Genomic DNA, 25,014 nt, shown 5'->3' with positions numbered 1-25,014 from the left:
GCTGCGGGGGGGCCGCGGGGGGCGCCGCCCGGGGCCCCCCCCCCCCCCCCCGCCCCCCCCCCCCCCGCGCGGGGGGGGGGGGGGGGGGGCGCGGCCCCCCCCCCCCCCCCCCCCCCCCCCCCCCCCCCCCGGCCGGTTGCGCCCACCACCCGGCCCGCCGAGCAGTCGAGCGTCGGGGTCCTGCTGAAGTGTCAGGCGGAGAACAGCCGCCAGCGCCCCTCGGAGACAATCTCGACGACCCCGTCGCTCACCTTGATGGCGGTGTCGTCGTCGATCGCGTACGCCGGGTTCGAGAGGCTTGCCGCCCAGTTCTCCGCATCGGCCATGGTGTTCTCCGGCAGGTCCGGGTGGTCCAGATGCGGGAAGATCGAGAAGTCGACAATCCCCAGCGTGCCGTCACTCCCGGTGGGCGACTGCCACCCCACGAAGTCCTCCCCGATCCGGGGAGTCATCACCATGCTCCCCGCGCTGAGCCCCACCCAGACCAGCTCGCGCAGCGACGGCAGCAGGTCCGCCAGCCCGGACTGCCGCATCCAGTGGCACAGGTACAGCGCGTCGCCACCGTTCACCAGCAGCACGTCCGCCTCCTGGACCCAGGGCACCCAGCGCTCGGCACCGATGCTGGGCAGCGCCGTGAGCTCCAGCACGCCCATCGACTTCCACCCCAACTCGCACATGGGAGTGGAGGATTGCCCGGTGATGAAGCGCCAAGCCCCGGCCGGGCTCCCCATGGGGTGCCCGTAGCCCGCGGTGGGGATGCAGAGGGCGCTGGACTCGGCGATCGGTTTGCCCAGGAGATCGACCAACGCGTCGTGGATGCTCGCGTTCTTGACGCCCGCGGAAGTGAGAAGAAGTTTCATGGTGCCTCCAAGCTTGACTGCTCCCCCTCCGAAGAGCGGGGATTCCGCCTCGTCCGGGAGAGATCCGACCCGATTCGCCCTACGGCTGCCCGAAGACTCCCACGCGCCTCTGACAGCCCGAGCCGCCCGTGACTGCCGGACGGGCGGATGGAAGCGGTACTGGTAGGAGCGGACAGGCTCATGGCACACGAGGCAGATCCAGCGGTCACCGTCGCGGACGGACCAGCCGCCTCCCCTCTTGCGCCAGGACTTCCGGCCAGCCGGTGCTCTTCACGTTGCCATGCGCTCATTCTGCCTTGGGGCGGCGTTCAAGAGGACAACCGATTGCTCCGGCTGTCCATGAGGCGGGTACAGCAGCCGCGACCGTTCATGATCACGTTCCGGTGACGCTCCGCCAGTCCAGCACGGCGATTCGTGATCAATCTGCGGATTCGCCTTCGTGGAGAGCGTGGTCCGGTGGATCGTCTGGCATGGCACGCGCAAATGGCTTATGGAGAACAGGAGTTCATCGATCCGCTCTCCGAAATCCGACTGACACGGGCTCGTCAGTGCGACAGAATGTCCGTCTGTCGTACTGGTGAGTGAAAGGCAGTCCACATGCCGCACCCTGCACCGCGACCGATTCCGGAGTCGACCGACCCGCTCACCGCGGAGCTGGTGGTGGACATCGCCTCCCCCGTGGCGCCGGCGATCTCGCCGGACGGTCGCCTGGTCGCCTACGGCGTGGTCGCGAACAGCGGAAGGGACGGACGTCCGCACAGCTCTGTCTGGGTCGCCGCCGCCGATGGCAGCGCAGCCCCGCGCAGGCTGACCGACGGCACGGCCCGCGACGCCGCCCCGAAGTGGGCGCCGGACTCGGCTTTTCTCTTTTTCACCTCCGACCGCGAGGAGCGGGGCACCGCTCAACTCCAACGGATCCTTCCGGACGGCAGCGAGGACATCGCCAGGGCAGAGTCCCTGACCAACTGGCGCGGGGGCATCTGCGACTACTACCCGCTCGCCGACGGCCGCACCGTCGCGCTGCTCGCCGAGGACGAGCCCACCGCGGAGGACGAGCGACGGGAGGCCGAGGGTGACGACGCGAAGGTCTGGGGCCGGCACCTCCCGGTCACCCGGCTGCGCCTGCTCGACCTGGCGACCGGCGTGGTCCGCACCGTGGGCGGCCTCGGGGACCGCCATGTCGTGGAGGTGACCCAGCGTCCGGACGGCGGCCCGCTGGCCGTGCTGAGCTGGGCCACCCCCGAGCTCGACCCCGGTGTCACGACGGCAGGACTGCATCTGGTCGCCCCGGAGACGGGAGCCGTCCAGGACCTGGGCCCAGTCGGATTCGAGGCCCAGTCCCCGGCCTGGTGGAATCACGACGGTGCATGGCATCTGGCCCACCTGGCGGTGACCCCTGGGCACTTGGTAGGCGCGCTCGCCGTGATCGACACGGTCCCGCCGGCGACCGGCCCGACCGTCGAACAGCGCAATCTCACGGTCGGCATGTGCGCCTGCCCCACCGAGCTGGTGCAGGTCGCCGACGGGCCGCCGCTGGCGCTGTTCGCCGACGGGCTGGATACCGAGTTGTCCCGGCTCGATCCGCAGTCGCTACGGTTCCACCGATTGTCCTGCGCGCCCGGCACACTCGCCGGTCTCACTGCGAGTCACTCCGCAGAGACCCTCGCTGTGCTGTTGAGCACCGCGCACGAGCCCAGGAACGTCCACGCGGGACCCACGGGCGGGCCACTGCTCCGGCTCAGCGACACCAGTCCCGAACTGCGCGGGATCCGCTGGGGTGTCCAGGAACGGCTCAGCTACCAGGCGTCCGACGGACTCCAGTTGGACGGCCTGCTGATCCTGCCTGCCGGCCGGACGCGGGACGAGGGTCCGTTCCCGCTCGTCACCCTGGTCCACGGCGGCCCTTACTTCCGCCATGCCGACGAGTTCACGCTCACTGCGGTCGACTGCGGCCAGTGGCTGGCGACCGCCGGATACGCGGTCTTCCTGGCCAATCCCCGGGGCGGGTCGGGCCACGGCCATGAATTCGCCGCCGTGGTGGCGGGCGCGGTGGGCGGCGACGAGTGGACCGACATCCTCGCCGGAATCGACCTGCTGATCGCCGAGGGAGTCGCCGATCCCGAACGCCTGGGCATCTCCGGCTGGAGCCACGGCGGTTTCATGGCGGCCTGGGCCATCGGCCGAACCGAGCGGTTCAAGGCCGCCATGATGGGCGCCGGCATCAGCGACTGGGGCATGCAGGCCGGGACCGGCGACTGGGGAACCATGGACGCGACGCTCGGCGGCAGCACCGGCTGGAACGGGCCTGGACCGCACATCCACGACCGGAACAGCCCGATCTCCTACGTGTCCCGGATCCGCACCCCGGTCCTGATCCTGCACGGCGAGGAGGACACCAACGTCCCACTCGGCCAGGTGGTCCACTTCCATCGCGCACTGCGCTACTTCGGCGTCGAGCACGAGTTCGTCGTCTACCCCCGAGAGGGCCACGGGCTCCACGAGCGCGCCCATCAACTCGACGCCCTCCGGCGTATCCGCGCCTGGTATGACCGCTGGCTGTAGGCCCGTACCAGGGCGGGCATCGGGTCGTGATCAGTGAGTGGCGAAAGCAAGTTCTTTGATCCGGATCATCCCGAGGCGTTCGGGTAGTGGCGTTCCGTTCGTTGTCACGGTGACGGTGACGGTGACGGTGCACCGAACGCCATCATGGGTTGTGGTGAGTGGCGACGTTCACCCTTGGTGTCCCGTCTCACACTCCGTTGTCGCTGTCTCAGCTGACCTTGTTGGATTCGCAGCTGGTCTCACGCTCCGTTGCCGCCTCCAGCCGACGAGAAGGCGTGAGCACCACGTCACGATCGAGCGAAGCCGCAGCGCGCTCGCCAAAGACGTCAAGGTCTGGATGGCTGGCCGCATTACCACCGAGCGCCCAGCCATCCGATCTGATCACTTCTAAAACACGCCCTAGACACCCCACGATCCAGGCTCCGGGCACCCGTTCAGCGGCAGCTCTCTCAGCCACCGGTTCACTGCCGCCAACGGCCGCGGCAACGCGGGACCGTCCTCGAACCGCAGATCGTTGTCGACCAGGATCGGCATCTGCTCGGGGATCACCGGCTCGTGTTCGAGCTCCCACGTCTCCCAGCCATCGGGCTTGAAGAACACCAACTCCACAGCGGGTGAGCGTAAGGATCACACCCACGCGGCTCGCCGGATTCCTGCCGACATCACCCGGACGGGACACTTGGATGGCCAGCTGGAAAACCCCAGTGTCCCGTCTCATTTGATCTTGCCCGTGGCCGAGGCCGTGACCAGGGAGGGGTGAAGGGCTCTCACATGATGTTGTCGGTCAGTCGTCTTCGTCTGCTGTGTGTCGGCAGGAGGCGGCTTGGCGGCGGCAACTTCCCGGAGCCGGTGGCGGTCGACCAGCCTGGTTCGCGGGTGCTGACCGGTTCACTCCGGCGCGGGCAGGCACTCGGCAAGCAGGTCGACGACGTCGCGCCAGGCTCGCTGCGCGTGCCGTGGGTGGTGACCGACGCCGGGGAGCACGGTGTGGTCGACCGGCGGGTGGTGGAAGGCGTGCAAGGCGCCGCCGTAGACCGCGAGGCGCCAGTCGACGCCGGCGGCCTGCATCTCGGCCGTGAACGCTTCCCGTTGCGCGGGCGGCATGATCGGGTCTTCCGATCCGACCCCGGCCCACACCGGGCAGCGGATGCGCGCCGCCTCGCCCGGTCGGCCCGTGGTCAGTGCGTTGACCGTCCCGATCGCGCGCAGGTCGACGCCGTCGCGCCCGAGTTCCAGCACGATTGCGCCCCCGGTGCCGTAGCCGACGGCAGCGATCCGGTCGGGGTCGGTCCGCGGTTCGGCGCGCAACACGTCGAGCGCCGCGTGGCCGATGCCCCGCATCCGGTCGGGGTCGGCGAGCAGCGGCATGCAACGGGCCAGCATCTCCTCGGGGTCGCCCAAATAGCGCCCGCCGTGGAGGTCGAAGGCCAGCGCTACGTATCCCAGCTCGGCGAGCGCATCGGCCCGGCGGCGCTCGACGTCGCTGAGCCCCACGCCCTCTGGTCCGAGCAGCACCGCAGGCCGGCGGTCGACACCGGCCGGGAGCGCGAGGTGCCCGATCATTGTCAGGCCATCGGCCGGATACTCGACCGTGCGTGCAGTAATCGTCGTCATGAGACGGGACTGTAGTGACCGACGAGCCCGGTCGGGCCGGAGTTCACCGCTGGCAGAACAGCGCGGGTGTGCCTCTGGATCACGGCGCCGGCTCATGGCCCCGGCCAACGTGGCAACGTCGCTTGAGACCAGCCGTGAATCCAACAGGGTCACGTGAGACAGCGAGAACGTTGCGAGAGACGGGACACGTGCTGACTCACGGGGGTTGACGCATGCGACAACCCCCGTATGGTTGACGCATGCGGAAACCTATCCCACGGGACACCATGGGCCCCATCCCGCCGAGCAATCCCGGCGGACGCCCCGAAGTCGGCCCCAAGATCGATGTTCGCCTCCCGCTCGACACTCGCCGGCGCCTCGACGACCGGGCCGGAGCCGCCGGCAAGTCCCGTGCCGACACCATCCGCACCCTCATCGACGACGGCCTCGAACACCCTCGCACCCTCGCGGAGCTCGCCGCCGAACGCCCCCTCGAGCTCGTTGACCAGGTCGTCGACGGCAACCGTCCCCACGGCGTGTCCGTCCACAGCAGCGGCCGCACGTTCTGGCTCTCCAGCTGCCCGGACGGATGGATCCTCGCCCACAGCAGGGACACGCACCTCATCGCCGCCTTCCAGGGCGCGGCACTGCTCGCCTTCCAGCGCCTCACCGTCAGCGAAGTGACTCCCCATCTGCACTCCGACGAGCCCGCCTTCCCCGCCCTGGTCGCCGCCGGACGGGCCATCCTCGACGACATCGACGCACAGGAACGCCACCTGACGCGGAACCTCAACACCATGCACTGGCCACCCATGCTCTGACTGCTGCTGCTCCTCCTCGTACTCGGCGAGAGAGCAGCAGTTGCACGCACAGCTGATGTCGCTTCCTGCCGGTGCTTCTCTTCACCGGGTCGTAGCCGCTGGTCGCCTTGAGCACGGTGCCGACGGCTTTCACCGACTGGCTGTCGACGACCGGGGCCACCGGCTGGGGGCTGCGGCCCGGGCGTGAGCGGATCCGCTGCCGGAGCAGGTCGAGGATCCTCCCCAGGGTGCCGTCCTCGGCCAGCGGGCGAAGAACCCGAACACGGTGCGCGGGGGCGGGAAGTCGGCAGGTAGGGCGCGCCACTTCGCGCCGTTGTCGACGACACAGCGGACGGCAGTACCCGGGCGCCCGGGCCCGCCGAGCCCCGCTCCGTTCCGTTCCGCGAGAGGACGGCTGGAGCGGGGGCCGGTCGAGGGGCCGGACGGACCCGGGCGGTGCGGTTCAGCCGGTGGCTGCCGTCGTCACGCTCACGAGCTCTGGCCCGACGGGTGGCCGTGGTCGTGGCCGTGGCCGTGGTCGTGGCCGTGCTCGCAGTCGATGCGCAGGGTCAGGGACTTGTCGGCCTCCTGGTTCTGCGCGAAGTCGATCGAGTGGTACAGCAGTTCGTGCCGGCCGTCCGTGGTCAGCGTGATCGGGCCGGTGTAGTCCGTCCAGCCGGCGCCGTCGAGGTTGTACTCGGTCCGGCTCACGCCCGAGATGTCGTCCGTCGCGCTGATGGTGACGGTGACGTCCTTCGTGAAGTAGTCCTTGCGACCGGCGGGGTCGGTGGCGGCGATGGTGACCGGCGGCGTGGTGTCCAGCGGCAGGATGCCTTCCTCCTGCTCCATGGTCGGCTCGTTGTTCGGGGTCGGCAGGTCGGGGAGGAGGGGGGCGCCGAGCAGGCCGATCCCGCCGGCGCGCAGCCGCAGGGCGCTCCAGTCGTCGTGGCCGGAGAGCCGGGTTTTCTGCCCGTCACCGTTGACGTCGGCAGTGACCACGCCGCGGTTCTGGACGCCGTCGCAGTTCCAGTCGACCCAGCCCTTGCTCCGCGGTGTGGTGATGTACGGGCCCTTCGGGTCGTTCTGGCAGTAGTGGACGACGTCGTAGTTCTTGCTGCTGAACGGGTAGTTGCTCTCGTCGATGAACACCTCGTTCAGGCTTCGGGCGTCGCGGGAGTAGTCGGCGATACCGGTGGTCGTACCGGCGGTCAGGCCTCGAACGGAGTACGAGTAGTTCATCACGCTGAAGTACTGCGGCTTGTAGTTCGGGAGGTCCGCGTCACCGCCGTGCCGCAGGTCCAGGTTGTGGCCCAGTTCGTGCATGAAGTCGACAGCCTGTGCGGCGATCTGGGGGACGTTCGGGGAGAGGGCACCCAGGCTGAGGATGAAGTCACTGCCCGGGAGCTCGGCGATGCCGAGGCTGGTCGATCCGGACTGCAGGTGGTCGGCCGAGATCGCGTAGTGGAAGACCGGGACCCGGCCGGAGCTGACGAAGCCGCCCTTCTCCGTCTTGATCTTGGTGAAGGCATCCCACTGGTAGTTGCCGTTGCCGTCCACGGTGCCGAGGTTGGTCGTCTCGGTCAGTTCCCGCGCCTTGCTGAGCGCGCCCCAGGTGGCGTTGGTGTCGAAGTTGAGGATGCTGTTCGACCCGGCGTCGATGTGCAGGTTGATGCCGGTGGTCGGCGAGTGCTTGTTGTACGGGGAGTTCTTGAACGCCTCGACCACCTGGCGGATGGCCTGCGGGTCGAGTGCGTGGCTGTGGGTCTTGTCGGCCATCCAGTCGAGCTGGACGAAGATGTCCGGCTTGTTCACGGTGGCGCCCATCTTGGGCAGGTCGATGAACTGCGGGCCGCTGCCGTCGCTGGGGAGGATGGTGACGCCGTTGCGCTTCCAGTCGTCGGGGATCCCGTCGCAGGTGGTCGAGTTGCAGTCGAAGGTGAACTGGACGGTCGGGTTCGAGCCCTCGCCGCCGCTCTGGCTGATGACGTAGCCGCCCGGTGCCGTCTGGGTGTAGCTGTTCGGGCCGGTGGTCGGGCTGTCCCAGCTCACCTGCACCGTGCCGACGTTCTCTCCGGCGACCTGGAAGGAGGCGTTGCCCGCACTGCCGTTCGAGCCGAGGCAGGGCCCGGACGACCAGCTGGCGGAGGTGCCCGCGGCGATCTCGCTCGGCTGACCGCCGATCAGGCAGCCCCTGGTCATGGTGAACGTCGCGAGTGACAGGGCGCGGTCGCTGTTGTTGGTGAAGTTGACCGTCACACTGCCGCCCTCGCGCCGCGCGGCGGCGGCCGGCGAGATGACGGCGGCGAAGGTGAACATGGCCAGCACCATCACCAGTACGGCAGGGAGCCCGGTCCGCGGTGCGTGCCCGGGTCTGCCCGGCCTGCCCGGCTCCCCGGCTACGGAGAGTGCATATTCTGTATCCATACCGTCACGCTAGGGTGTGCGCCGACGCTGGACTGTCACGACCTGACGGGTTGTCACCCTCTCGGACGCGCTCCGCTTGCCATGCGGGCCGGGCGAGGTCTATGCGTCGGCGCCCGGAGTGAGGTCGAGGGAGCGGCCCTGCTGGAACGCCCGGACGAACACCGGCTCGCTGCGGAAGTTCACCCGCGGCCGCACCGGGTGGCCCTGAACGTCCCGGATGAAAGGCGCAGTGATCAGTGGTTCGGGGCGTGGCCGATACCGGGTGCCGGGCGACGGGACTCAGCGGGCGGGAACCGGCTCGGACGAGGGCTGCCACTCCCGCCTGATCAGCCCGTAGACCCACGAGTCGGAGACCTCGCCGTTGACGACGCAGTCTTCCCGCAACGTCCCTTCACGCACGAAGCCGAGCTTCTCCAGCACGCGGGCAGATGCCACGTTGCGCGTATCGGCCTCGGCTTGGACGCGATTCAGCTCCAGCGTGTCGAATGCCCACCGCAGCAGAGCACGCGCTGCCTCGGTCGCGTAGCCGTGGCCCCACGCCGCATCGTCGAAGCAGTAGCCGAGCGACGCGCTGCGGAAGTCCGGATTCCACCTGTTCAGGCTGCACCAGCCGATGAACGCCCCGTCGGAGACACGATCTACCGCCAGCCGCGCCCCGGTACCCTCCTGCGCCATCTGCCGGCAAGCCGTGATGAACTTCTCGGCGCGCACGCGTTCGCTCCACGGTGGTGCGTCCCAGTAGCGCAGCACGTGGGCGCTGCTGTGCAGCGCGAAGAGGTCGTTCGCATCCGCGTCCTCGAAGGCACGCAGTCGAAGGCGGGCGGTGTGCAACGAGGGGGTGGGCAGCGACATACTCGCGTTTCCTCCCGTGATCGGTGTCGATCAATCAGACATCCGATGCGGGTCACTCGCAATGGGTTTTCCCGGCGGGCCGGGGCCGCTGCGGGGGATGCTCTTGGCCACGGCCGGCTGTCGGGGCCGGCCGGCCGTGGGCGGTGGACCTGTGTGTTGCCGTCGGGGCCGAGGTCCCCGGCAGTCACCTCAGTGTCCACCGGCGCGGCGCTCGGCATCGACGGCGGTGCCATTGACGGGGAGGTTGTCCGGAGGGGGGAGCGATCCGTGTGCGAGGAGGTTCGTGTACACGGATTCCAGTGCGGTGCTCAGTGGGTCCAGCAGGTCGCGGGGAATTCCACCGAAGAACAGCCGCTGGATCAGTTCGACATGACCGGGGGCGGCTCGTTCGAGGGTGACGCGGCCCTCGGCGGTCAGGCGGACCTCGGTGGCTCGCCGGTCGGAGTCGGCGGTCGCAAGTTCGACCAGTCCCCGGCTCGCCATCCGCTTCGCGTGGTGGGACAGCCGGCTTCGTTCCCAGCCGATCTGGGCGGCGAGGGCGGTGACGGTCAGGCTCGCGGACTGGCTTGCGCCGAGCGCGGTGAGTACATCCCAGTCGGCGAGGGACATGCGGCTGTCAGCCTGTAGCTGTCGGTTCATCTCGTGGACCAGCCGTAGCTGGACCTTGATGTAGGCCAGCCACGCCCGTTGTTGCTCCTCGTCGAGCCATCCTGTGACGGGCTCGGGTGCGGGCCGCTTGCGGGGCATCAGGTGCAGGCCTTCCTCGGTCCAGCCGTCATTCGGCTCGTCTGCTCATTCTCACACCCTCGGCGTGGCGCCAGGAATAACGCGATCCACCTCGGGCTTATGCTTGACATGTCACGTAATCTACGACGGAGGACGGCGATGAAGCAGCTTGAAGGCAAGACGGCCCTCGTGACCGGTGGCACGTCCGGGATCGGGCTCGCGACGGCCCAGCGCTTCGCCGAGGAGGGCGCCCACGTGTTCGTCACCGGCCGCCGCCAGGCCGAGCTCGATCAGGCGGTCACTTCGATCGGTCACGGCGCGGTCGGCGTGCGCGGCGACGTGTCCGACCTGACCGATCTCGATGCGGTCTACGCGAAGATCGCTCAACGCGGTCGCGGCTTGGATGTCCTGTTCGCCAACGCCGGCGGTGGGTCGTTCGCAACGCTCGAAGAGTTGGACGCCGCGCACTTCGACCAGACCTTCGCCATCAATGTCCGGGGCACGGTGTTCACCGTGCAGAAGGCTCTGCCGCTGCTGAACGAGGGCGCCTCGGTCATCCTGGCCGGCTCGACCGCCGCCACCAGCGGCACTCCCGCCTTCGGCGTGTACGCCGCGACCAAGGCCGCCATCCGATCGTTCGGACGGACGTGGGCGGTGGAGCTGGCCGGCCGAAGCGTTCGGGTCAACGTGATCGTGCCCGGCCCCACCGAGACCACCGGCTTGCGCGGCCTGGCCGGCGACGCGGCCCAGGCCGACGGACTCATGGCCCAACTGGGCAGCGCGGTGCCGCTGGGACGCGTCGCCCGACCCGACGAGATCGCCAACGCCGTGCTGTTTCTCGCCTCCGACCAGAGCAGCTTCGTCACCGGCAGCGAACTCTTCGCCGACGGCGGCGAAGAACAGCAGTAGTCGCAGACACCAGCACCCACGCGCGCTCCGCACCACGCCTACGCCGTGCTGACACGACCTTCCAGAAGGAGGACCTCATGTCAAAGGCAGTCCTGCTCACCGACTTCGGACCCCCCGAAGTACTCAAGCTCGGCGACATCACGATCGGCGACCCGGGCCCGAGCCAAATCCGTCTGGCCGTTCGCTTCGCCGGTGTCGGCCCCACGGATCTGGCCATCAGATCCGGGCACCTGCGCAACGTCTTCCCCGCATCCGCGGGCGCGGTGCTCGGCTTCGAGGCCGCAGGGGTGGTCGATGCGGTCGGAAGCGCGGTCACCGATGTCTCGACCGGTGACGAGGTCGCGGTCCTCCTGCCCGGGCTCGGTGGCTACGCCGAACTCGTCCTGGCCGACTACTGGGTACGCAAGCCGCCATCGGTCGACTGGGACGCCGCGGCGGCATTGCCGGCTTCCGGCGAAGCCGCGGTGCGTGTGCTCGATCTGCTGCGCGTGGCACCGGGAGAGACCCTGCTGCTGCTCGGCGGCACAGGTTCGGTTGGCACCATCGCCACCCAGCTCGCCGTCGCGCGCGGCGTGCGAGTCGTCGCCGCGGTCCGACCCGATGACTTCGCCGTCGCCGAGAACCTCGGTGCGATCCCCGTCGAGTACGGCGAGCACCTGGCCGACGCGGTGCGCTCGGCCGTCGGAGGAGTCGACGCGGTGATGGACGCAGCGCGCGCCGGCGACCTGGAAACGGCGACAGCACTCGCCGGCGGTCCGCAACGCGTCATCACCCTCACCAATCCGAGTGCCGAGCAGCTCGGCGCCACACTCTCCGGACCGATCCCGGCTGAGATCCCGGCGGCGCTGACCGAAGCGATGAAGCAACTGGCCGACGGCCATCTGATCCTGCGCGACCGAACCGTCAGACCGCTCGCGGACGCCGCGGACGTTCACGCGCAGCTGCAGGCCGGGACCCTGCGCGGCAAAGCCGTGCTCGCGGTCCCGTGACCGCCGGCCCCCTCGTCACTGCCATCGCCACCCGGTTGGCAATCACCCCCACCCCCCACCGCGCCCGCGCCAAGGTCGACGCGGGCGCAGCGTCGGAGCCGATCCACTGCGCCACATCCGTGCCCAGGAGGGCTGAGAATGGTCTTCCCCTGGTCCTCGGACCAGGGGGGCGAAGCCGCGAGTTGGACGCCGAGACGAGCCGCCTTCATCGCCGCACCGCTCGCGTGCACAGACCGGAGACAGGAGAGAACTCCCATGGCACACACACGGCTCACCACGCCGTTCGGAGCAGAGTCGACCGCGTTGGAAGTCGTCAACGGCATCGACCTGACGGGCAAGCACGCCATCGTCACCGGCGGCTCATCCGGGCTGGGCCTCGAAACGGCACGCGCACTGGCCTCGGTCGGCGCGGAAGTCACCCTCGCGGTACGCAACACCGAAGCCGGCGAGAATGCCAAGAGCGACATCGCGTCGACCACGCGCAACCGGAACCTCCACGTCGCACGGCTCGACCTCGCCGACCAGGAGTCCGTCCGGCAGTTCGTGGCCGCTTGGGAGGGGCCGCTGCACATCCTGGTCAACAACGCCGGCGTGATGGCCATGCCTCTGAACCGCACGGCAGAGGGCTGGGAGATGCAGTTCGCCACGAACCACCTCGGACACTTCGCACTTGCGGTAGGGCTGCACGACGCCCTCGCCGAAGCACGTGGAGCGCGCATCGTGGCCGTCAGTTCCGTCGGCCACATCGGCGGCAACGTCGACTTCGACGACATCATGTTCGACCGCCGTCCCTACGACGAGTGGGTCGCCTACGGCCAGTCGAAGACAGCCAACATCCTCTTTGCCGTCGAGGCGACGAAGCGGTGGGCCGGCGACGGCATCCTCGCCAATGCACTCAACCCCGGCCGTATCCCTTCCACGGGCCTCATGCGGCACATCCCGCAGGTCGACGCCTCCACCGACAGCACCGGCGTCTCCTGGAAGAACGAGGAGCAAGGCGCGGCCACATCGGCCCTCCTGGCCGCCTCTCCCCTCCTCGACGGCATTGGAGGCCGCTACTTCGAGGACTGCAACGAGGCCGGCCCCAACGAACCCGGCGTTCGCCGCGGAGTCGCCGCGTACGCGCTCGGCGAGGACAACGCCGCACGCCTGTGGCAGGTCTCGCTCGACCTCATCCACGCCCGGTCCGGCGCCTCTTCGCACTCCGCGACCCTGACGAATCCGCAGGACCGCTGATCCCGGGTGGCTGCCGCCCGGATACCGCGAGATCCTGGCCGCCATCGAGAAGCTGGAGCGTGGCCGCTGAGAACACCCGGGTGCTGGTCACGGACCAAGAGCTGGCTGAGTTGGCCCCGGCGGGGAGGTGCGTGGTGGGCAAGTGCCCGGCCACGCACGTCTCCCCCGGCTTGGCCCGGGATCAGTTGCGGACGCCGTAGGCGACCTGGTTGGCGGTGTGGTCGATGACGTAGGCCTGGTAGACGTGGCCCGGGCCGTCGTAGTACCACGGGGACTGCGCACCGCTGAAGGAGTCCCAGCCGACACGGCCGTCCAGCAGAACGAACTCGCAGTTGCCGTTGATCCGGGTCGGGTCGATGGCCTGGAAGTCGTGGTACTGGCCGTCGCTGTAGAGCTGCAGCTCGATCTTCTGGTCGGCGGTGCAGTTGGGGGTGTTGAGCCAGTGGTCGCCTTCGTTGGCGGCGAAGGCCGGCGTGGACATGGTCAGGGTGAGCGCGGCGCCCGCGGCGAGGACGGCGACGGCGGTCCGCAGCGAAGTACGGCGAGACAGCATGAGACGGTTCCCCCGAAGATCGTTAGCCGGCACACGCATCGGCGGATGGCTCGCCGAGGTACGGCCGGACAGAGTCATGCTTTCAGCGGACAATCGCAGTGGCAAGAGCCGAAGCTGGTCTTCCGCGCCCCCGGACGATCCCGGACAGCGTTCGTCATGTCCCGAGCCCCATTGCTGCTGGTCTCCGACACGCCGACATGGCCGTCCAGACGCCCTGCACAGGCAGGCCGACGGCCGGTGAGCTGCTCCCACCGGTCGCGCGCCGCATCCAGCTTGCGGCGTGCCCGCGGGATGAGCGCATCGGACTTCTGACGCGCCGCCACGTCGGCGAGTCGGCCGCCGGGTCTGCTTCTGGCCGTCCGTGTCGGCGATTCGCCTCGCTCAGTTCGGCCTCGGCCGGTAGGCGATCAGGGTCGCGAACTCCTCGGGGGTGACGATTCGGATGTCGAGTTCTTCGGCCTTGGCCCGCTTGGAGCCGGCCTTCTCGCCCGCGACGAGCAGGGTGGTGCGCTTGGACACCGAGGAGGACGCCTTCGCGCCGGCGTGCTCGATCAGCTCGTTCATCTCGGTGCGTGACAGGTCGCCAAGGGCCCCGGTCATGGTGCCGGTGACAACCACGCTCTGACCCGCGAGCGGACCTGCCGGCTGCCCGGCCCTCGTACCGCCGCCCACGGCGCCGGCGGCCGGCTCGGACTCGGTGGTGCCGACCTGCTGGGTGATGAGCGCCTCCAGGACGGGCGCGAGCTCGGCGAGCTCGGCGACGATGACCCGGGCCTTCTCCGATCCGATGCCGTCCACCGCGGCCAGGGAGTCGGCGTCGGCAGCGCGGATCGCGGCCATGGAGCCGAAGTGCGCGGCGATCCGGCGCGACATCGTGCGGCCCGTGCCGCGCACCCCCAGGGCGCAGAACACCCGGTGCAGTGGCGCGCTCCTGGCGGTGGCGATCGCGGTCAGGAGGTTGTCGGCGCTGGTGTCGCCCATGCGTTCCAGGGTCAGCAGTTGCTCCCTGGTGAGGGTGAACAGGTCGGCGACGTTGGCCACGAGGCCGGCGTCGACGAGCTGGACCGCCCGGGTGCCGCCGAGGCCTTCGACGTCGAGCTGGTCGCGTCCGGCGGCGTAGCGGATGGAGGCCACGGCCTGGCAGCCGCGACCGCGCACGCAGCGCCAGCGCTGCTCGGTGGCGTCGATGGCGTCCCCGCAGCGCGGGCAGACCTCGGGGAAGGCGATCGGCTGTTCGGTGCCGGTGCGCTCGTCGATCAGCGGGGCCTGCACGCGGGGGATCACGTCGCCGGCTCGGTAGACGAAGACCTTGTCGCCGAGCCGCAGGCCGCGGCGGGTGATGTCGGCTGGGTTGTGCAGCGTGGCGTAGGTGACGGTGACGCCGTCGATCACCACCGGTTCCAGGACGGCTCGCGGTGCGATGATGCCGGTGCGCCCGACGTTCCACTCCACGTCCAGCAGACGGGTCACCTTGTACCGGGCCGCCAGCTTGTGGGCCACGGCCCAACGCGGTGCGCGTGATCCGCTCCCGGCCAGCTCCTGGTCTTCGGCGCTGTCCGCCTTGACGACGACGCCGTCGATGCCGAAGGCGAGTGTGTCCCGCAGCTCGGCGACCTCGTCGATGCGCTGCTGGACCTCGTCGAGGGTGGCGCACCGGACCGGGTGGGCCGCGGTGGCGGCTGCGGTGTTGGCGCCGAGTTCGGAAAGGCGTTCGAGCAGCGCGGTGTGCCCGAGCGCATCGGGGCCGATCGCGCCGTAGGCGAAGAAGGTCAACTCGATCCGGTAAGGGCGGTCCTTGGCGCGCAGCGTGCCGGCCGCTCCGCTGCGTGGGTTCGCGAACGGGATCGCGCCGTGGGCGGTGCGAACCTCGTTGGCGTGGTCGAACTGCTCGGTGGTGAGCAGGACCTCGCCCCGCAGCTCCACGTCGAGGGGCTCGGTGAGCTGTGCGGGCAGGCCCAGGACGGCGTCGGCGGAGTGCGTGATGTCCTCGCCCGCAAGGCCGTCACCGCGGGTGAGCAGCTGGTAGAGGTGTCCGGCCCGGTAGCGGGCGGCGACGGCCAGTCCGTCCAGCTTCGGCTCCACGCACCAGCCGTCCACCGGCCGGGCGAGGCGGCGTTCCAGGCCGGCCGCCCACTGGGTCAGTTCCTCGGCTGAGAAAACGTTGTCCAGTGACAGCATGGGCACACTGTGCGGCACGTCGCCGACCGCGGCGCCGGCGCCGACCTTGCCGCTGGGCGAGTCGGGCAGCACCTGGTCGGGGTGCGCGCCTTCGTAGGCCTCGATCGAACGCAGCAGGGCGTCGTACTCGTCGTCGCCCAGCGGCGTCGCACCGTCGGCGTAATAGGCCGCGGCCGCCCGGACGGCTGTGGCGACGGCATCTGCGTAGGCGGTGGGAGAGGCCAGAATGGCTGCGTCCTTCATGCCCATCATCATTGCGAGCAGCACTGACAATGGTTGCTGAGCCGCTCGGGGTTGCAGGTGAAGGTGATGTCCTGGCCGGTAGCCGGGTCGGTACCGATGGTGGGTGGACTCGGGCGCGGTCGCCCCGTAGGGCGGCGCTGCGGCGCCCGGGCCGGGATGCACCACTCACGCCAAGGGTGGTGGTCGCGGCCTTCTCATGCGGTTTGGTCCAGTCGGCTGCGCGCGCGGAACTGACGGGCAATCATGTTGGGGATGAGGACTTCCTCCCGGCTGTGGGCCGGCGACGAGTATCTGTTCGACTTGATCGACAAGTTGCGTGCCGGTGCCGGTGGTGCCGGGGAGCTTGCGCCGATCCCGTTGGGTGTCGGGGACTGTGACCTGCCGACGCCGCCGGCGATCGTCGCCGCGATGCAGTGATCGTCCCGGACCCGGGCGTACTCTCGCTTCTCCTCGTTGGTGGTGTGCAGGTAGACGCTCATCGAGTCGCCGGCCACCGCAGTGCGGAAGTCGCGGACGGTCGGGATCGATGTTCGGCAATCGTAAGATCGACGACCGCCACCGGCGGGGTGTTGCTCCTAGGCTGGGACGGGATATCTCCGGCGAAAGGAGCAGGACATGACGGTGCGTCAGGCAGGGGACGGTGGCACGGCGCGGGCGGAGCTCGGGGTGATCGGCGGATCCGGGTTGTACTCGCTGCTGGAGGAGGTCAGCGAGGTGGTGGTCGACACGCCGTACGGTGCGCCCAGCGACTCGCTCTTCCTCGGCGAGCTCGCCGGACGGCGGGTCGCCTTCTTGCCGCGGCACGGGCGTGGGCACCGGGTCCCGCCGCATCGGATCAACTACCGGGCCAACCTGTGGGCGCTGCATGCGCTGGGGGTGCGGCAGGTGGTGGCGCCGTGCGCGGTCGGCGGGCTGCGGGCGGAGTACGGGCCCGGCACGCTGGTGGTCCCCGACCAGTTCGTCGACCGGACCTCGGGGCGGCCGGCGACGTACTACGACGGCCTGCCGCTGCCGGACGGGTCGGTGCCGGAGGTGCTCCACGTGTCGATGGCGGATCCCTACTGCGCCACCGGACGGCGGGTAGTGGCCGATGCCGCGCGGTCGGCCGGCTGGGAGCCGGTGGACGGCGGGACCCTGGTGGTGATCGAGGGCCCGCGCTTCTCCACCCGGGCGGAGTCGCGCTGGTTCACCGCCAACGGTTGGTCGGTGGTCGGCATGACCGGCCACCCGGAGGCGGTGCTCGCCCGCGAACTGGGCCTCTGCTACACCTCTTTGGCGCTGGTCACCGATCTCGACGCCGGGGTGGAGAGCGGACAGGGTGTCACGCACGCCGAGGTGCTGGCCGAGTTCGCCCGCAATGTCGAGCGGCTGCGTGGAGTCCTGCTCAAGGCGCTGGAGGGTCTGCCGGCCGTCCGAGGCTGCGTCTGCTCGCATGCCCTGGACGGCCTCGCGACCGGGTTGCCGGGGGTGCCGGGCGCCTGACCCGGGCCCGGGCCCGGGCCCGGCACGAGGTGAACCGGGGCCCGTCCCCGACACCTGCGCCTGGTCGGCTCGCTCCGCCGGTTCGGCCGTGCCGGCCCCATTGGACGTGCCGGCCCCGTCGGACGTGCCGGCCGGACAGGCGGGTGCGTGATCCCGTCCGGTGTCAGCGTCGCCGGTGCCACCGCAGCAGCAGGGTCCGGACGGCGGACAGCAGGGCGATGGCAGCCAGCGTCAGCAGCCAGTTGCGCGCGTACGGCAGCGGCAGCAGGCTCGGGTTCCCGTGGTCCTGGCCGGCCCGCAGGACGGCGGGCAGCCCGACGGCCGTGACCGCCGCCGCGACGACCAGCCCGGCCCGGGCCGCCGGGCCGCGTCTGAGCACCGCCCCGACCAGGCAGACCAGCGGCAGCCACAGCCCGTCGTGGATGACCACCGCGCCGGCCGCCCACCACAGCACGTCCGCCGGGTCGGTGATGTACCGGTCGTGCAGCAGGCCCTGGACGCCGAAGGCGATCAGCGCCAGCCCGGCGAGCGCGGTCGCCGCGCGCACCGCGCGCAGCAGCCACCCGCGCGGCGGACCGGTCACAGCGGCGGGTTCGGATGCCCGAACGACGGGCTGGGTGGGCGGTTGCGGGGTCCGGGCGGGCGGTTGCCGGCGGGCGGGCGTGTCCTGCGGGCCGGCCCGCTCAGGTCGTCCGGCCCGCTCGGGGGTGCCGCCCCGTTCGGCCGGATCGCGGTGCGGCCCGCGGTCCGGCCCGCGGTCCGGCCCGTCGGGCGGACGGTTCTCGTCGAGTGGACAGATCTCGTCGGGCGGACGGTTCTCGTCGAGTGGACGGCTCTCGTCAGGCGGACGGTTCTCGTCGGGCATCAGATGGCCTCCAGCCGGGCGACCCACTTGGTCTGCAGAACCCCCGGCCGGTTCGGCGCGATGATCCGCGCCGGGTAGCCGTGGTCGGCGCTCAGAACCTCGCCGTTGACGCGCAGCGCGAGCAGTGTCAACGGGTCGCGGGCGTAGGGGGCAGGCATCTCGGTCACCGCGTACGGGCCGGCCGCCTCCAGTGAGGTGATCCGCACCTGGGCCGACGGCGGCGCCCCCGCTCGGTCCAGCAGGTCGCGCACCCGTACGCCGGTCCAGTTCGCGGCGGCGCTCCAGCCCTCCACACAGGAGATCGGCAGCTGCGCGGTGACCTGCTCCATCATCAGGAGTTCCGCCATGGTGAGCTCGTAGGGTCTCGGACCGGTGACCGTCAGCCGCCAGTCGGCGGGAACGGTGGTGGTGCCGGCCTGGGCAGCGGTGCGGTTGACCGGCAGGCCCTGCGAGCCGATGTCGGGGCGGCGCGGGGCGAACAGGACGAAGGCGCGCAGCCAGGGCACGCTCTGGCCGGCGGTGGTCACGCTCACCACGCCGACCGCCGCGGTGACCGTGGCCAGGAAGGCCCGGCGCTGGGCGGATCCCGGCCTGACCCGCCGCCAGTGCGCGCCGATCAGCGGGGCCTTGGCGGAGATGTGCAGCAGCAGGCCGCCGGTGGCCAGCCAGCCGAGCCAGAAGTGCGTCTGGCGGAACGGGAACGGCCACGGGTACCACTGCAGGGTGTTGAGCAGTCCGGTGAACAGCTCCAGCAGCATCGACGCCACCAGCACGGCAATGCCCAGCCGCTCCAGCGCGTGTGCCACGCTGCGCGCCGGCGGCCACTCGAACAGCTTCGGGTACACGGTCCAGAGCTTGGCGCCGAGCAGCGGGATCGCGGCGATGCCGCTGATCACGTGCAGGCCCTGGGTGACCCGGTAGCCGTTGACCGGGCGGCTGGGCAGGTGGTCGCGCAACCAGTCGGGCGGCTGCTGCAGGACGTGGCTGATCAGGCCGGTCAGGAAGCAGGTGAGCAGGGCCGCGCCGAGCCAGCGGCCGAGCACCACGGCGGTGCGGGGCTCGTGCAGGGCGGATCGGAAGGTGCCCTCGCGCAGCGGCCCGATGCGCAGGGCCTCGGGCGGGGGCGGCAGCGGGAGGTCGTACGGCCTGCGGCGGGGGGTGTTGTCGTCCACCCCTCCATCAGAACGCCTCGCGGCCCGGCGACGCCGCCGCGACGTGCTTACGAAATCCGAACGTCTCGCCGCTGCTCCGGTCGGCGACCGCGGTCCGGTGACAGGGTGGGCAAATGCCGACCCGTAGCCTGCTGTTCTGTCTGCTCGCGCTCGCCGCCCTGGTCGCCGCCTTGGCGGCGACCGTCACCGTGGGTGGCACGCTGGCCCACCGCACCCCGCTGTACACCTGGTACGCCCTGGACGCCGCGCTGTTCGCGATCAGCGTGCTGCTGCTTCGGCGGGTGCCGGGACGGCACGTCGTGCCGCTGGTGCTGGCGGGCAGCGCGGCGCTCGCCGCGGTGGGGATGCTGGCGCCGCCGCGCACCAGCGACGACGCCTACCGGTACGTCTGGGACGGGCGGGTGCAGGCGGCCGGCATCTCCCCCTACGCGTACACGCCGGACGCCGCGGCGCTCGCCCGGCTGCGGGACCCGGGGCTGTTCCCGGTCACCGGCACCTGCACGCAGTGGGACGAGCACAGGACGACGGCCGGCGACTGCACCCGGATCAACCGGCCTGCCGTGCACACCATCTACCCGCCCGTCGCGGAGGCCTGGTTCCTCGGCCTGCACCCGTTCGGCGGCGCGGTGCGCGGGGTGCAGGCCGCCGGTGCCCTGTTGGCGCTGGCCACCACCGCGGTGCTGCTGCTGGTCGGCGGCGGTGACCGGCGGGCAGCGCTGTGGGGCTGGTGCCCGGGCGTGAGCGTGTGGTCGGTCAACGACGCGCACATCGACACCCTCGGCGCGCTGCTGACGGCGGCGGGACTGGGCTGCACCGTGTGGCACGCGAGAGCGCGGCGCTCGCCCGAGCGGCCCGCTGACGGTGACGGGCGACGCGGTGACGAACAGCCCGCTGACGGGCGGCGCGGTGACAAACGGCCCGCTGACGGGCGGCGCGCGCGGCAGTGGCGCCGGGCCGCTCTGGGCGGTGCCCTGCTCGGCGGGGCCATCGCCACCAAGCTGCTCCCCGCGCTGGCGCTGCCCGGCGCGTTGTCGGGCGCACTGTCCCGGCGGCCGGGCCGGCGGGACCTGGTGGTCCTCGCGGCGGCGCTCGGCACCTTCGCCGTCTCCTACCTCCCCTACCTGGCCGCCTCCGGGAGCGGGGTACTGGGCTATCTGCCGGGCTACCTGCGCGAGGAGGGCTACGACGAGAGCGACATCCAGCGGTTCGGGCTGCTGCGGTTGGTGCTGCCCGACCACCTGGTGCCGGTGGTGGCGGGCCTGCTCCTGACGGCCGTGGTGCTCGGGGTGCTGTGGCGCGGCGACCCGGCCCGCCCGTGGCGCGGCGCGCTGCTGGTGACCGGCTCGGCGTTGCTGCTGGTCGCGCCGGACTACCCCTGGTACGGGCTGCTCGTGGTGGTCCTGGTCGCGCTCGACGGGCGCTGGGAGTGGCTGGCGGTGCCCGCTGCGGGCCAGGTGCTGTATCTGGCGGGCGGGGTACTGGAGGTTCAGCAGGCCGCCTACGGCGCGGCCCTGGTCTGCGTGCTGGTCGGTGCGCTGCTGCGACGGCGCCTCGCGCCCCCGGCGGCTGGACGCGGTCGCGCCGACTCAACCGCCCCGGGTGCGGCGGGCGGGGCGGCGGACGCCGTGTCGCACGGCAGCCCGGCCGCCTCCTGATAGAGCGTCACATCACCGTCACACCACCTGGAACCGTGCGCTCTTCCGCAGTGCGATGAAGTGCCGGCCGTGCGCGGTCCAGCGCTCCGCCTCGGCGAGTCCGGCCTGCCGGGCCCGTCGGGCGGTCGCGTCCGCGCCCAGCCGCGCCCAGGCGAACGGCGGCCCGAGCCGCCCCGTCGGTCCCTCGACCCGGACCATGACACGCTCGTCGATCTCCCGGCCCTCCACCTCCACCAGCAACAGGCCGCCCGGCGCGATCAGTTCGGCGCCGCGCCGCAGCAGTGCGTCCGGGTCCCCGCCGATCCCCAGGTTCCCGTCGGCCAGCAGCGCGGCGCCCCAGCGGCCTTCGGCCGGCAGCCGGTCGAAGACCGAGCGGCAGATGGCCGCGCCACCCAGGCCCAGGGTGCGTTCCACCGCGGCACCGGTGAGGTCGACACCGAGGGCCGGCACGCCGAGCGCGAGCAGTGCGGCCACCAGGCGCCCGGGGCCGCAGCCCAGGTCCAGCACCGGTGCGGCCAGGCGGGCACAGCGCCGCAGCAGGCTGTGGTCGGCACCCGTGGCCGGCCCGCACCAGCGCTCGATGTCCAGGTGGATCCGGCCGCCGTCGGCGCGGCGCAGCCACAGCGGCCCCCGCCCGGTGACGACGGCTTCGACGAAGGGGTCGTCGACCCAGGCGGCGGCAGCCGTCATCGCGCCACCTCCGGCGCGAGAACGAGTGAGCGCAGGCAGCCGGCGAAGCGGCTGCCCGGTGCGGCCGCCGCGACCTGGTGCGCGTCGGGCAGGGTGTCGACGTCGGTGAGCTCGGGCAGTTGGGTGACCGCAAGACCGGCGGCGGCGAGCCGGCCGAGCAGCGCCGCCCCGGTGCCGGACGTGGACATCGGCAGGCCCACCAGCAGTTGCCGGGCCAGCTCGGCGGTGGGCCGGGCCAGCCCCAGGGCCCAGAAGCCACCGTCCGTCGCGGGACCGTACCAGGCATCGGCCCCCACCCGGGCAGCCGGGGAGAGCGGCTCGGCCAGCATCGCGGCGGTCAGTTGCGGGGTGTCCATGCCGACCAGCACAGCGGGGGCGGCGGGGGCCGAGGCGGCGGCGTGCGCGAAGGCCGCCGCGAGGCGCCGGTCCAGTCCGCCGGTGGTCTGCGGAACCACCTGCCACCCCGGCGGCAGCCAGCTCCCGGGCTCGCCGTCCAGGACCAGCAGCCGCTGCCCGGCGGGCACGGTGGCGAGTGTGTGCAAGGTGTCCACCAGGGCGGCCTCGGCCAGGGCAGCGGCCTGTTCGGGCGTGCAGGGCGGGGTCAGCCGGGTCTTCACCCGCCCGGGCACCGGCGCCTTGGCGATCACCAGCAGGGTGGGCGGGGGCGCGGCGAGTACCGCCCGCATGTCGCGCACGGCCTGCCGGGTGCCGCGCAGGGTGCCGGTGACCTTGGAACGCCCCGAGCGCGGCAGGTAGTCGACGGACGTCTCGGCGATCCGCATGCCGGCCGCCGAGGCGGCGAGCACCATCTCCAGCGGATAGCCCGAACGCCGGTCTCCCAGTCCCAGCGCCAGCAGGCGCTCGCGGCGCGCCGCCCGCATCGGACCGAGGTCGTGCAGCGGTGCCCCCGTCCTGGACCGCAGCCGGCGGGCCAGCACGGCATTGGCCAGCCGCGCATGGACCGGCCAGGCACGGGCGCTGACCGGCCGTCGGCGGGCAAGCACCAGGTCGGCCGACCCGGCGGCCACGGGATCGACGACGCGCGGGAGTTGGGCTGGGTCCAGTGAGCCGTCACAGTCGAGGAAGCAGACCAGCTCGGCCCTCGCCGCGAGCAGACCCGCGTGGCAGGCGGCGCCGAAGCCGCGCCGGGCCTCCTCGACGACGGTGGCACCCAGCGTGCGGGCCAGGTCGGCCGAGCCGTCACGGGAGCCGTTGTCCACGACGATCGCCCGCCACCCGGGCGGGATCCGTCCCAGGACCCAGGGCAGCGCCGCGGCCTCATCGAGGCACGGCAGCACGACGTCGACGGAGGGGGAGGTAGGAGGGATCACACCGACCACGCTAAGGGCGGCGGGGGTGCGGGCGGCCGCAGCGACGCCTTACGAAAGTGCGACGTCACCGCGGCCACCGGCCCCTAGCCGAGCCGCTCGCCCGCGTAGCCGGGCGGCCGCACACCCGATCAACACCGCACAGCCGGGCCGCCGGACAGCCGGGCGGCCGCACACCCGGGCCGCCGCACAGCCGGGCGGCCGCACACCCGATCAACACCGCAGTGGCGCCGCGGCGAACTCGGCCATGCCCTCCTGGAACGACACCCGCGGCCGCCAGCCGAGTTCGGCGCGCAGCCGGCTCGAGTCGGCGGTGATGTGCCGGACGTCGCCCAGCCGGTACTGGCCCGTCACCACCGGAGCGGGGCCGCCGTACGCGGCGGCCAGGGCCTCGGCCATCTCACCCACGGTGTGCACGCTGCCGCTGCCGACGTTGTACGCCCGGGAACTGCCGGGCGCCCGCGCGCCCACCGCCGCCAACGCGGCCAGGTTGGCCGCGGCCACGTCCGCCACATGGACGAAGTCGCGCCGCTGGCGACCGTCCTCGAACACCCGCGGGGCCTCGCCCCGGGCCAGCGCGGAGCGGAACAACGAGGCCACCCCGGCGTACGGGGTGTCGCGCGGCATCCCCGGTCCGTAGACGTTGTGGTAGCGGAGCGTCAGAACACGTCCCTGGCAGGCCCGGGCCCAGGCCGCGGCCAGGTGCTCCTGGGCCAGCTTCGTCACGGCGTACACGTTCCGGGGGTCGCCCGGCGCCTGTTCGTCCACCAGCCCGGGCCGCAGCGCGGTGCCGCACCGCGGGCAGGGCGGCTCGAACCGCCCCGCCTCCAGGTCGGCCGGGCGGCGCGGACCGGGGGCGATGTCGCCGTGCTCCGGGCACTGGTACCGGCCCTCGCCGTACACCACCATCGACCCGGCCAGCACCAGCCGCCGCACACCCGACCGGGCCATCGCCGCGAGCAGGACGGAGGTCCCCAACTCGTTGCAACCGACGTACGCGGGCGCGTCATCGAGGTCCAGCCCCAGGCCGACCATCGCGGCCTGGTGGCAGACCGCCTCCACCCCCGCCAGCGCCGACTCCACCACAGCGGCGTCACGCACGTCGCCGCGCACCACCGAGCACCCCTGCGGCAGCTCGGGCAGCCGCCCCGAGGGGTGCACCGCGGGAAGCAGCGCGTCCAACACCCGCACTCCGTGTCCGGCCGCGACCAAATCGCGCACCACAGCCGACCCGATGAACCCGGCGCCGCCGGTGACCAGAATCTCCATACCGCGACGCTAACGCCCACCACCCCCGCCACTGGCGCGCTTCGACACGACGTCAGCCTTCGGTAATCCTCGGCAGTCCGCGGCACACGCAGCCCTGCGACGTGCGGGCGCCCGCGTCGGACACGAACGGGTCGACGCCCGAGGCGCCAGGGGCCGGCCCGCAAGGCGTCAACCCCGCGCGGCGCGCGGGGTTGACGCCTTGCGACGTGCGACGCATCGGACAGCGGCCCCGTCAGCCCGGTACCTGGTCGGATCCGGGTTCTCGGTCGGCTTCCGCGCGGTCAACCGGGCCCAGCGCCTCGTCTTCCCGAGACCTTCTCATCGGTGCGCGGGGGCTTGAAGTCGAAGTGCCGCGGGCCCTGGTAGCCGGCCGACTCCAACAGGTCGACCGGCCAGAAGGCCTGGCGCAGGTCGCCGCCGCCGAAGCGGACGCTGCCACAGAGCGGCAAGTGCCTCGACGTGGCCGGCGGCGGCACCGGTGACGATACCCAGGTCAGGCTCTGAAGCTGCAACGGCACCAGCGCGCAGCAGTGCGTGCTCTGGTTTGTCGCCCCCGCAGGAAGCAACCATGCCGAGAGATGCTTTGGCCTGTCAAACATCGACAACTGAATATTTTATGGGGTAGAGT

The 25,014-nt window shown here is 71.5% G+C and carries 22 protein-coding genes and 2 pseudogenes; 8 read left to right on the top strand and 16 right to left on the bottom strand.

The genetic code is table 11. The annotated features are described in order from the left end of the window. Positions 1-191 precede the first annotated feature (191 nt). Positions 192-860: a Type 1 glutamine amidotransferase-like domain-containing protein gene (locus ACFZB9_RS23175; protein WP_391449954.1), complete on the bottom strand. Its 669-nt coding sequence runs from the start codon at positions 858-860 to the stop codon at positions 192-194. A gap of 597 nt (positions 861-1,457) precedes the next feature. On the opposite strand from ACFZB9_RS23175, the gene ACFZB9_RS23170 reads away from it, so the two are divergent. After that, positions 1,458-3,422 (top strand): S9 family peptidase, encoded by a 1,965-nt coding sequence (locus ACFZB9_RS23170; protein WP_391449953.1) that lies wholly within the window; start codon positions 1,458-1,460, stop codon positions 3,420-3,422. A gap of 399 nt (positions 3,423-3,821) precedes the next feature. Here the strand turns inward: ACFZB9_RS23170 and ACFZB9_RS23165 are convergent, their stop codons facing one another. Next, entirely contained in the window at positions 3,822-4,031 is a 210-nt protein-coding gene (locus ACFZB9_RS23165) for a hypothetical protein (RefSeq protein ID WP_391449951.1), read from the bottom strand. Between the two features lie 279 nt (positions 4,032-4,310). After that, on the bottom strand, positions 4,311-5,036 hold the full coding sequence (locus ACFZB9_RS23160; RefSeq protein ID WP_391449949.1) for a dienelactone hydrolase family protein: 726 nt from the start codon (positions 5,034-5,036) through the stop codon (positions 4,311-4,313). A gap of 239 nt (positions 5,037-5,275) precedes the next feature. Between ACFZB9_RS23160 and ACFZB9_RS23155 the strand changes: the two genes are divergently transcribed. Next, positions 5,276-5,836 (top strand): hypothetical protein, encoded by a 561-nt coding sequence (locus tag ACFZB9_RS23155; RefSeq protein ID WP_391449947.1) that lies wholly within the window; start codon positions 5,276-5,278, stop codon positions 5,834-5,836. A 49-nt stretch (positions 5,837-5,885) separates the two neighbouring features. On the opposite strand, the pseudogene ACFZB9_RS23150 reads toward ACFZB9_RS23155, so the two are convergent. The 4 genes and pseudogenes from ACFZB9_RS23150 to ACFZB9_RS23135 form a co-directional block, all read right to left on the bottom strand. Further along, positions 5,886-6,172, bottom strand: a pseudogene (locus tag ACFZB9_RS23150) (transposase); the annotation flags it as partial. Between the two features lie 132 nt (positions 6,173-6,304). Next, positions 6,305-8,131, bottom strand: a complete 1,827-nt coding sequence (locus ACFZB9_RS23145) for an OmpL47-type beta-barrel domain-containing protein (protein ID WP_391449945.1) — start codon at positions 8,129-8,131, stop codon at positions 6,305-6,307. A 387-nt stretch (positions 8,132-8,518) separates the two neighbouring features. Further along, on the bottom strand, positions 8,519-9,091 hold the full coding sequence (locus ACFZB9_RS23140) for a GNAT family N-acetyltransferase (protein ID WP_391449943.1): 573 nt from the start codon (positions 9,089-9,091) through the stop codon (positions 8,519-8,521). A 189-nt stretch (positions 9,092-9,280) separates the two neighbouring features. Next, entirely contained in the window at positions 9,281-9,838 is a 558-nt protein-coding gene (locus ACFZB9_RS23135) for a MarR family winged helix-turn-helix transcriptional regulator (RefSeq protein ID WP_391449941.1), read from the bottom strand. Between the two features lie 138 nt (positions 9,839-9,976). Between ACFZB9_RS23135 and ACFZB9_RS23130 the strand changes: the two genes are divergently transcribed. From ACFZB9_RS23130 to ACFZB9_RS23120, 3 genes are all read left to right on the top strand, one after another. Further along, entirely contained in the window at positions 9,977-10,726 is a 750-nt protein-coding gene (locus tag ACFZB9_RS23130; RefSeq protein ID WP_391449940.1) for an SDR family oxidoreductase, read from the top strand. Positions 10,727-10,803: 77 nt separating this feature from the next. Continuing rightward, positions 10,804-11,715 (top strand): NADP-dependent oxidoreductase, encoded by a 912-nt coding sequence (locus ACFZB9_RS23125; RefSeq protein ID WP_391449938.1) that lies wholly within the window; start codon positions 10,804-10,806, stop codon positions 11,713-11,715. A 255-nt stretch (positions 11,716-11,970) separates the two neighbouring features. Next, the gene (locus ACFZB9_RS23120) at positions 11,971-12,951 is read left to right on the top strand and encodes an SDR family NAD(P)-dependent oxidoreductase (protein ID WP_391449936.1); all 981 of its coding nucleotides are present in this window, start codon (positions 11,971-11,973) and stop codon (positions 12,949-12,951) included. Positions 12,952-13,132: 181 nt separating this feature from the next. Here the strand turns inward: ACFZB9_RS23120 and ACFZB9_RS23115 are convergent, their stop codons facing one another. Further along, positions 13,133-13,504, bottom strand: a complete 372-nt coding sequence (locus ACFZB9_RS23115; RefSeq protein WP_391449934.1) for a hypothetical protein — start codon at positions 13,502-13,504, stop codon at positions 13,133-13,135. Between the two features lie 381 nt (positions 13,505-13,885). Continuing rightward, on the bottom strand, positions 13,886-15,925 hold the full coding sequence (gene ligA / locus ACFZB9_RS23110) for an NAD-dependent DNA ligase LigA (protein WP_391449932.1): 2,040 nt from the start codon (positions 15,923-15,925) through the stop codon (positions 13,886-13,888). A gap of 252 nt (positions 15,926-16,177) precedes the next feature. On the opposite strand from ligA, the gene ACFZB9_RS23105 reads away from it, so the two are divergent. Both ACFZB9_RS23105 and ACFZB9_RS23100 read left to right on the top strand, forming a co-directional pair. Beyond that, positions 16,178-16,342 (top strand): hypothetical protein, encoded by a 165-nt coding sequence (locus tag ACFZB9_RS23105; protein ID WP_391449930.1) that lies wholly within the window; start codon positions 16,178-16,180, stop codon positions 16,340-16,342. A 198-nt stretch (positions 16,343-16,540) separates the two neighbouring features. Next, entirely contained in the window at positions 16,541-17,407 is an 867-nt protein-coding gene (locus ACFZB9_RS23100; protein ID WP_391449928.1) for an S-methyl-5'-thioadenosine phosphorylase, read from the top strand. A 163-nt stretch (positions 17,408-17,570) separates the two neighbouring features. On the opposite strand, the gene ACFZB9_RS23095 is transcribed toward ACFZB9_RS23100, so the two are convergent. Both ACFZB9_RS23095 and ACFZB9_RS23090 read right to left on the bottom strand, forming a co-directional pair. Then, entirely contained in the window at positions 17,571-18,272 is a 702-nt protein-coding gene (locus ACFZB9_RS23095; protein ID WP_391449926.1) for a hypothetical protein, read from the bottom strand. Next, a complete protein-coding gene (locus tag ACFZB9_RS23090) occupies positions 18,272-19,381 on the bottom strand; it encodes a molybdopterin-dependent oxidoreductase (protein WP_391449972.1) in 1,110 nt (369 codons plus the stop codon). The genes ACFZB9_RS23095 and ACFZB9_RS23090 overlap by 1 nt, the downstream gene beginning before the upstream one ends. 176 nt (positions 19,382-19,557) lie before the next feature. Here ACFZB9_RS23090 and ACFZB9_RS23085 point away from each other — a divergent pair, with 176 nt between their 5' ends. Then, positions 19,558-21,099, top strand: a complete 1,542-nt coding sequence (locus ACFZB9_RS23085) for a hypothetical protein (protein WP_391449925.1) — start codon at positions 19,558-19,560, stop codon at positions 21,097-21,099. 18 nt (positions 21,100-21,117) lie between these two features. Here the strand turns inward: ACFZB9_RS23085 and ACFZB9_RS23080 are convergent, their stop codons facing one another. From ACFZB9_RS23080 to ACFZB9_RS23060, 5 genes and pseudogenes are all read right to left on the bottom strand, one after another. Continuing rightward, the gene (locus ACFZB9_RS23080) at positions 21,118-21,789 is read right to left on the bottom strand and encodes an SAM-dependent methyltransferase (protein ID WP_391449924.1); all 672 of its coding nucleotides are present in this window, start codon (positions 21,787-21,789) and stop codon (positions 21,118-21,120) included. Continuing rightward, positions 21,786-22,313: a DUF2064 domain-containing protein gene (locus tag ACFZB9_RS23075; protein WP_391449970.1), complete on the bottom strand. Its 528-nt coding sequence runs from the start codon at positions 22,311-22,313 to the stop codon at positions 21,786-21,788. Before ACFZB9_RS23075 ends, ACFZB9_RS23080 begins: the two co-directional genes overlap by 4 nt. 102 nt (positions 22,314-22,415) lie before the next feature. Beyond that, positions 22,416-23,129 (bottom strand): annotated as a pseudogene (locus ACFZB9_RS23070) (glycosyltransferase family 2 protein); the annotation flags it as partial. Positions 23,130-23,330: 201 nt separating this feature from the next. Then, positions 23,331-24,386 (bottom strand): NAD-dependent epimerase/dehydratase family protein, encoded by a 1,056-nt coding sequence (locus tag ACFZB9_RS23065; protein WP_391449923.1) that lies wholly within the window; start codon positions 24,384-24,386, stop codon positions 23,331-23,333. A gap of 281 nt (positions 24,387-24,667) precedes the next feature. Further along, positions 24,668-24,991, bottom strand: coding sequence for a hypothetical protein (locus ACFZB9_RS23060; protein WP_391449979.1), 324 nt, complete (start codon positions 24,989-24,991; stop codon positions 24,668-24,670). Positions 24,992-25,014 lie beyond the last annotated feature (23 nt).

This window comes from Kitasatospora sp. NPDC008050, from assembly GCF_042957465.1.
In the GTDB taxonomy this organism is placed as follows: domain Bacteria; phylum Actinomycetota; class Actinomycetes; order Streptomycetales; family Streptomycetaceae; genus Kitasatospora.
The sequence above is the reverse complement of the archived record's forward strand: the minus strand, read 5'-3'. Positions and strand labels throughout refer to the sequence as shown.

What these genes read in the sequence shown, in the direction of transcription:
- ACFZB9_RS23175 (WP_391449954.1), bottom strand. Translation starts at nt 860, where the DNA reads ATGAAACTTCTTCTCACTTCCGCGGGCGTCAAGAACGCGAGCATCCAC.
- ACFZB9_RS23170 (WP_391449953.1), top strand. Translation starts at nt 1,458, where the DNA reads ATGCCGCACCCTGCACCGCGACCGATTCCGGAGTCGACCGACCCGCTC.
- ACFZB9_RS23160 (WP_391449949.1), bottom strand. Translation starts at nt 5,036, where the DNA reads ATGACGACGATTACTGCACGCACGGTCGAGTATCCGGCCGATGGCCTG.
- ACFZB9_RS23155 (WP_391449947.1), top strand. Translation starts at nt 5,276, where the DNA reads ATGCGGAAACCTATCCCACGGGACACCATGGGCCCCATCCCGCCGAGC.
- ACFZB9_RS23145 (WP_391449945.1), bottom strand. Translation starts at nt 8,131, where the DNA reads ATGTTCACCTTCGCCGCCGTCATCTCGCCGGCCGCCGCCGCGCGGCGC.
- ACFZB9_RS23140 (WP_391449943.1), bottom strand. Translation starts at nt 9,091, where the DNA reads ATGTCGCTGCCCACCCCCTCGTTGCACACCGCCCGCCTTCGACTGCGT.
- ACFZB9_RS23135 (WP_391449941.1), bottom strand. Translation starts at nt 9,838, where the DNA reads ATGCCCCGCAAGCGGCCCGCACCCGAGCCCGTCACAGGATGGCTCGAC.
- ACFZB9_RS23130 (WP_391449940.1), top strand. Translation starts at nt 9,977, where the DNA reads ATGAAGCAGCTTGAAGGCAAGACGGCCCTCGTGACCGGTGGCACGTCC.
- ACFZB9_RS23125 (WP_391449938.1), top strand. Translation starts at nt 10,804, where the DNA reads ATGTCAAAGGCAGTCCTGCTCACCGACTTCGGACCCCCCGAAGTACTC.
- ACFZB9_RS23120 (WP_391449936.1), top strand. Translation starts at nt 11,971, where the DNA reads ATGGCACACACACGGCTCACCACGCCGTTCGGAGCAGAGTCGACCGCG.
- ACFZB9_RS23115 (WP_391449934.1), bottom strand. Translation starts at nt 13,504, where the DNA reads ATGCTGTCTCGCCGTACTTCGCTGCGGACCGCCGTCGCCGTCCTCGCC.
- ligA (WP_391449932.1), bottom strand. Translation starts at nt 15,925, where the DNA reads ATGAAGGACGCAGCCATTCTGGCCTCTCCCACCGCCTACGCAGATGCC.
- ACFZB9_RS23105 (WP_391449930.1), top strand. Translation starts at nt 16,178, where the DNA reads ATGAGGACTTCCTCCCGGCTGTGGGCCGGCGACGAGTATCTGTTCGAC.
- ACFZB9_RS23100 (WP_391449928.1), top strand. Translation starts at nt 16,541, where the DNA reads ATGACGGTGCGTCAGGCAGGGGACGGTGGCACGGCGCGGGCGGAGCTC.
- ACFZB9_RS23095 (WP_391449926.1), bottom strand. Translation starts at nt 18,272, where the DNA reads ATGCCCGACGAGAACCGTCCGCCTGACGAGAGCCGTCCACTCGACGAG.
- ACFZB9_RS23085 (WP_391449925.1), top strand. Translation starts at nt 19,558, where the DNA reads ATGCCGACCCGTAGCCTGCTGTTCTGTCTGCTCGCGCTCGCCGCCCTG.
- ACFZB9_RS23080 (WP_391449924.1), bottom strand. Translation starts at nt 21,789, where the DNA reads ATGACGGCTGCCGCCGCCTGGGTCGACGACCCCTTCGTCGAAGCCGTC.
- ACFZB9_RS23065 (WP_391449923.1), bottom strand. Translation starts at nt 24,386, where the DNA reads ATGGAGATTCTGGTCACCGGCGGCGCCGGGTTCATCGGGTCGGCTGTG.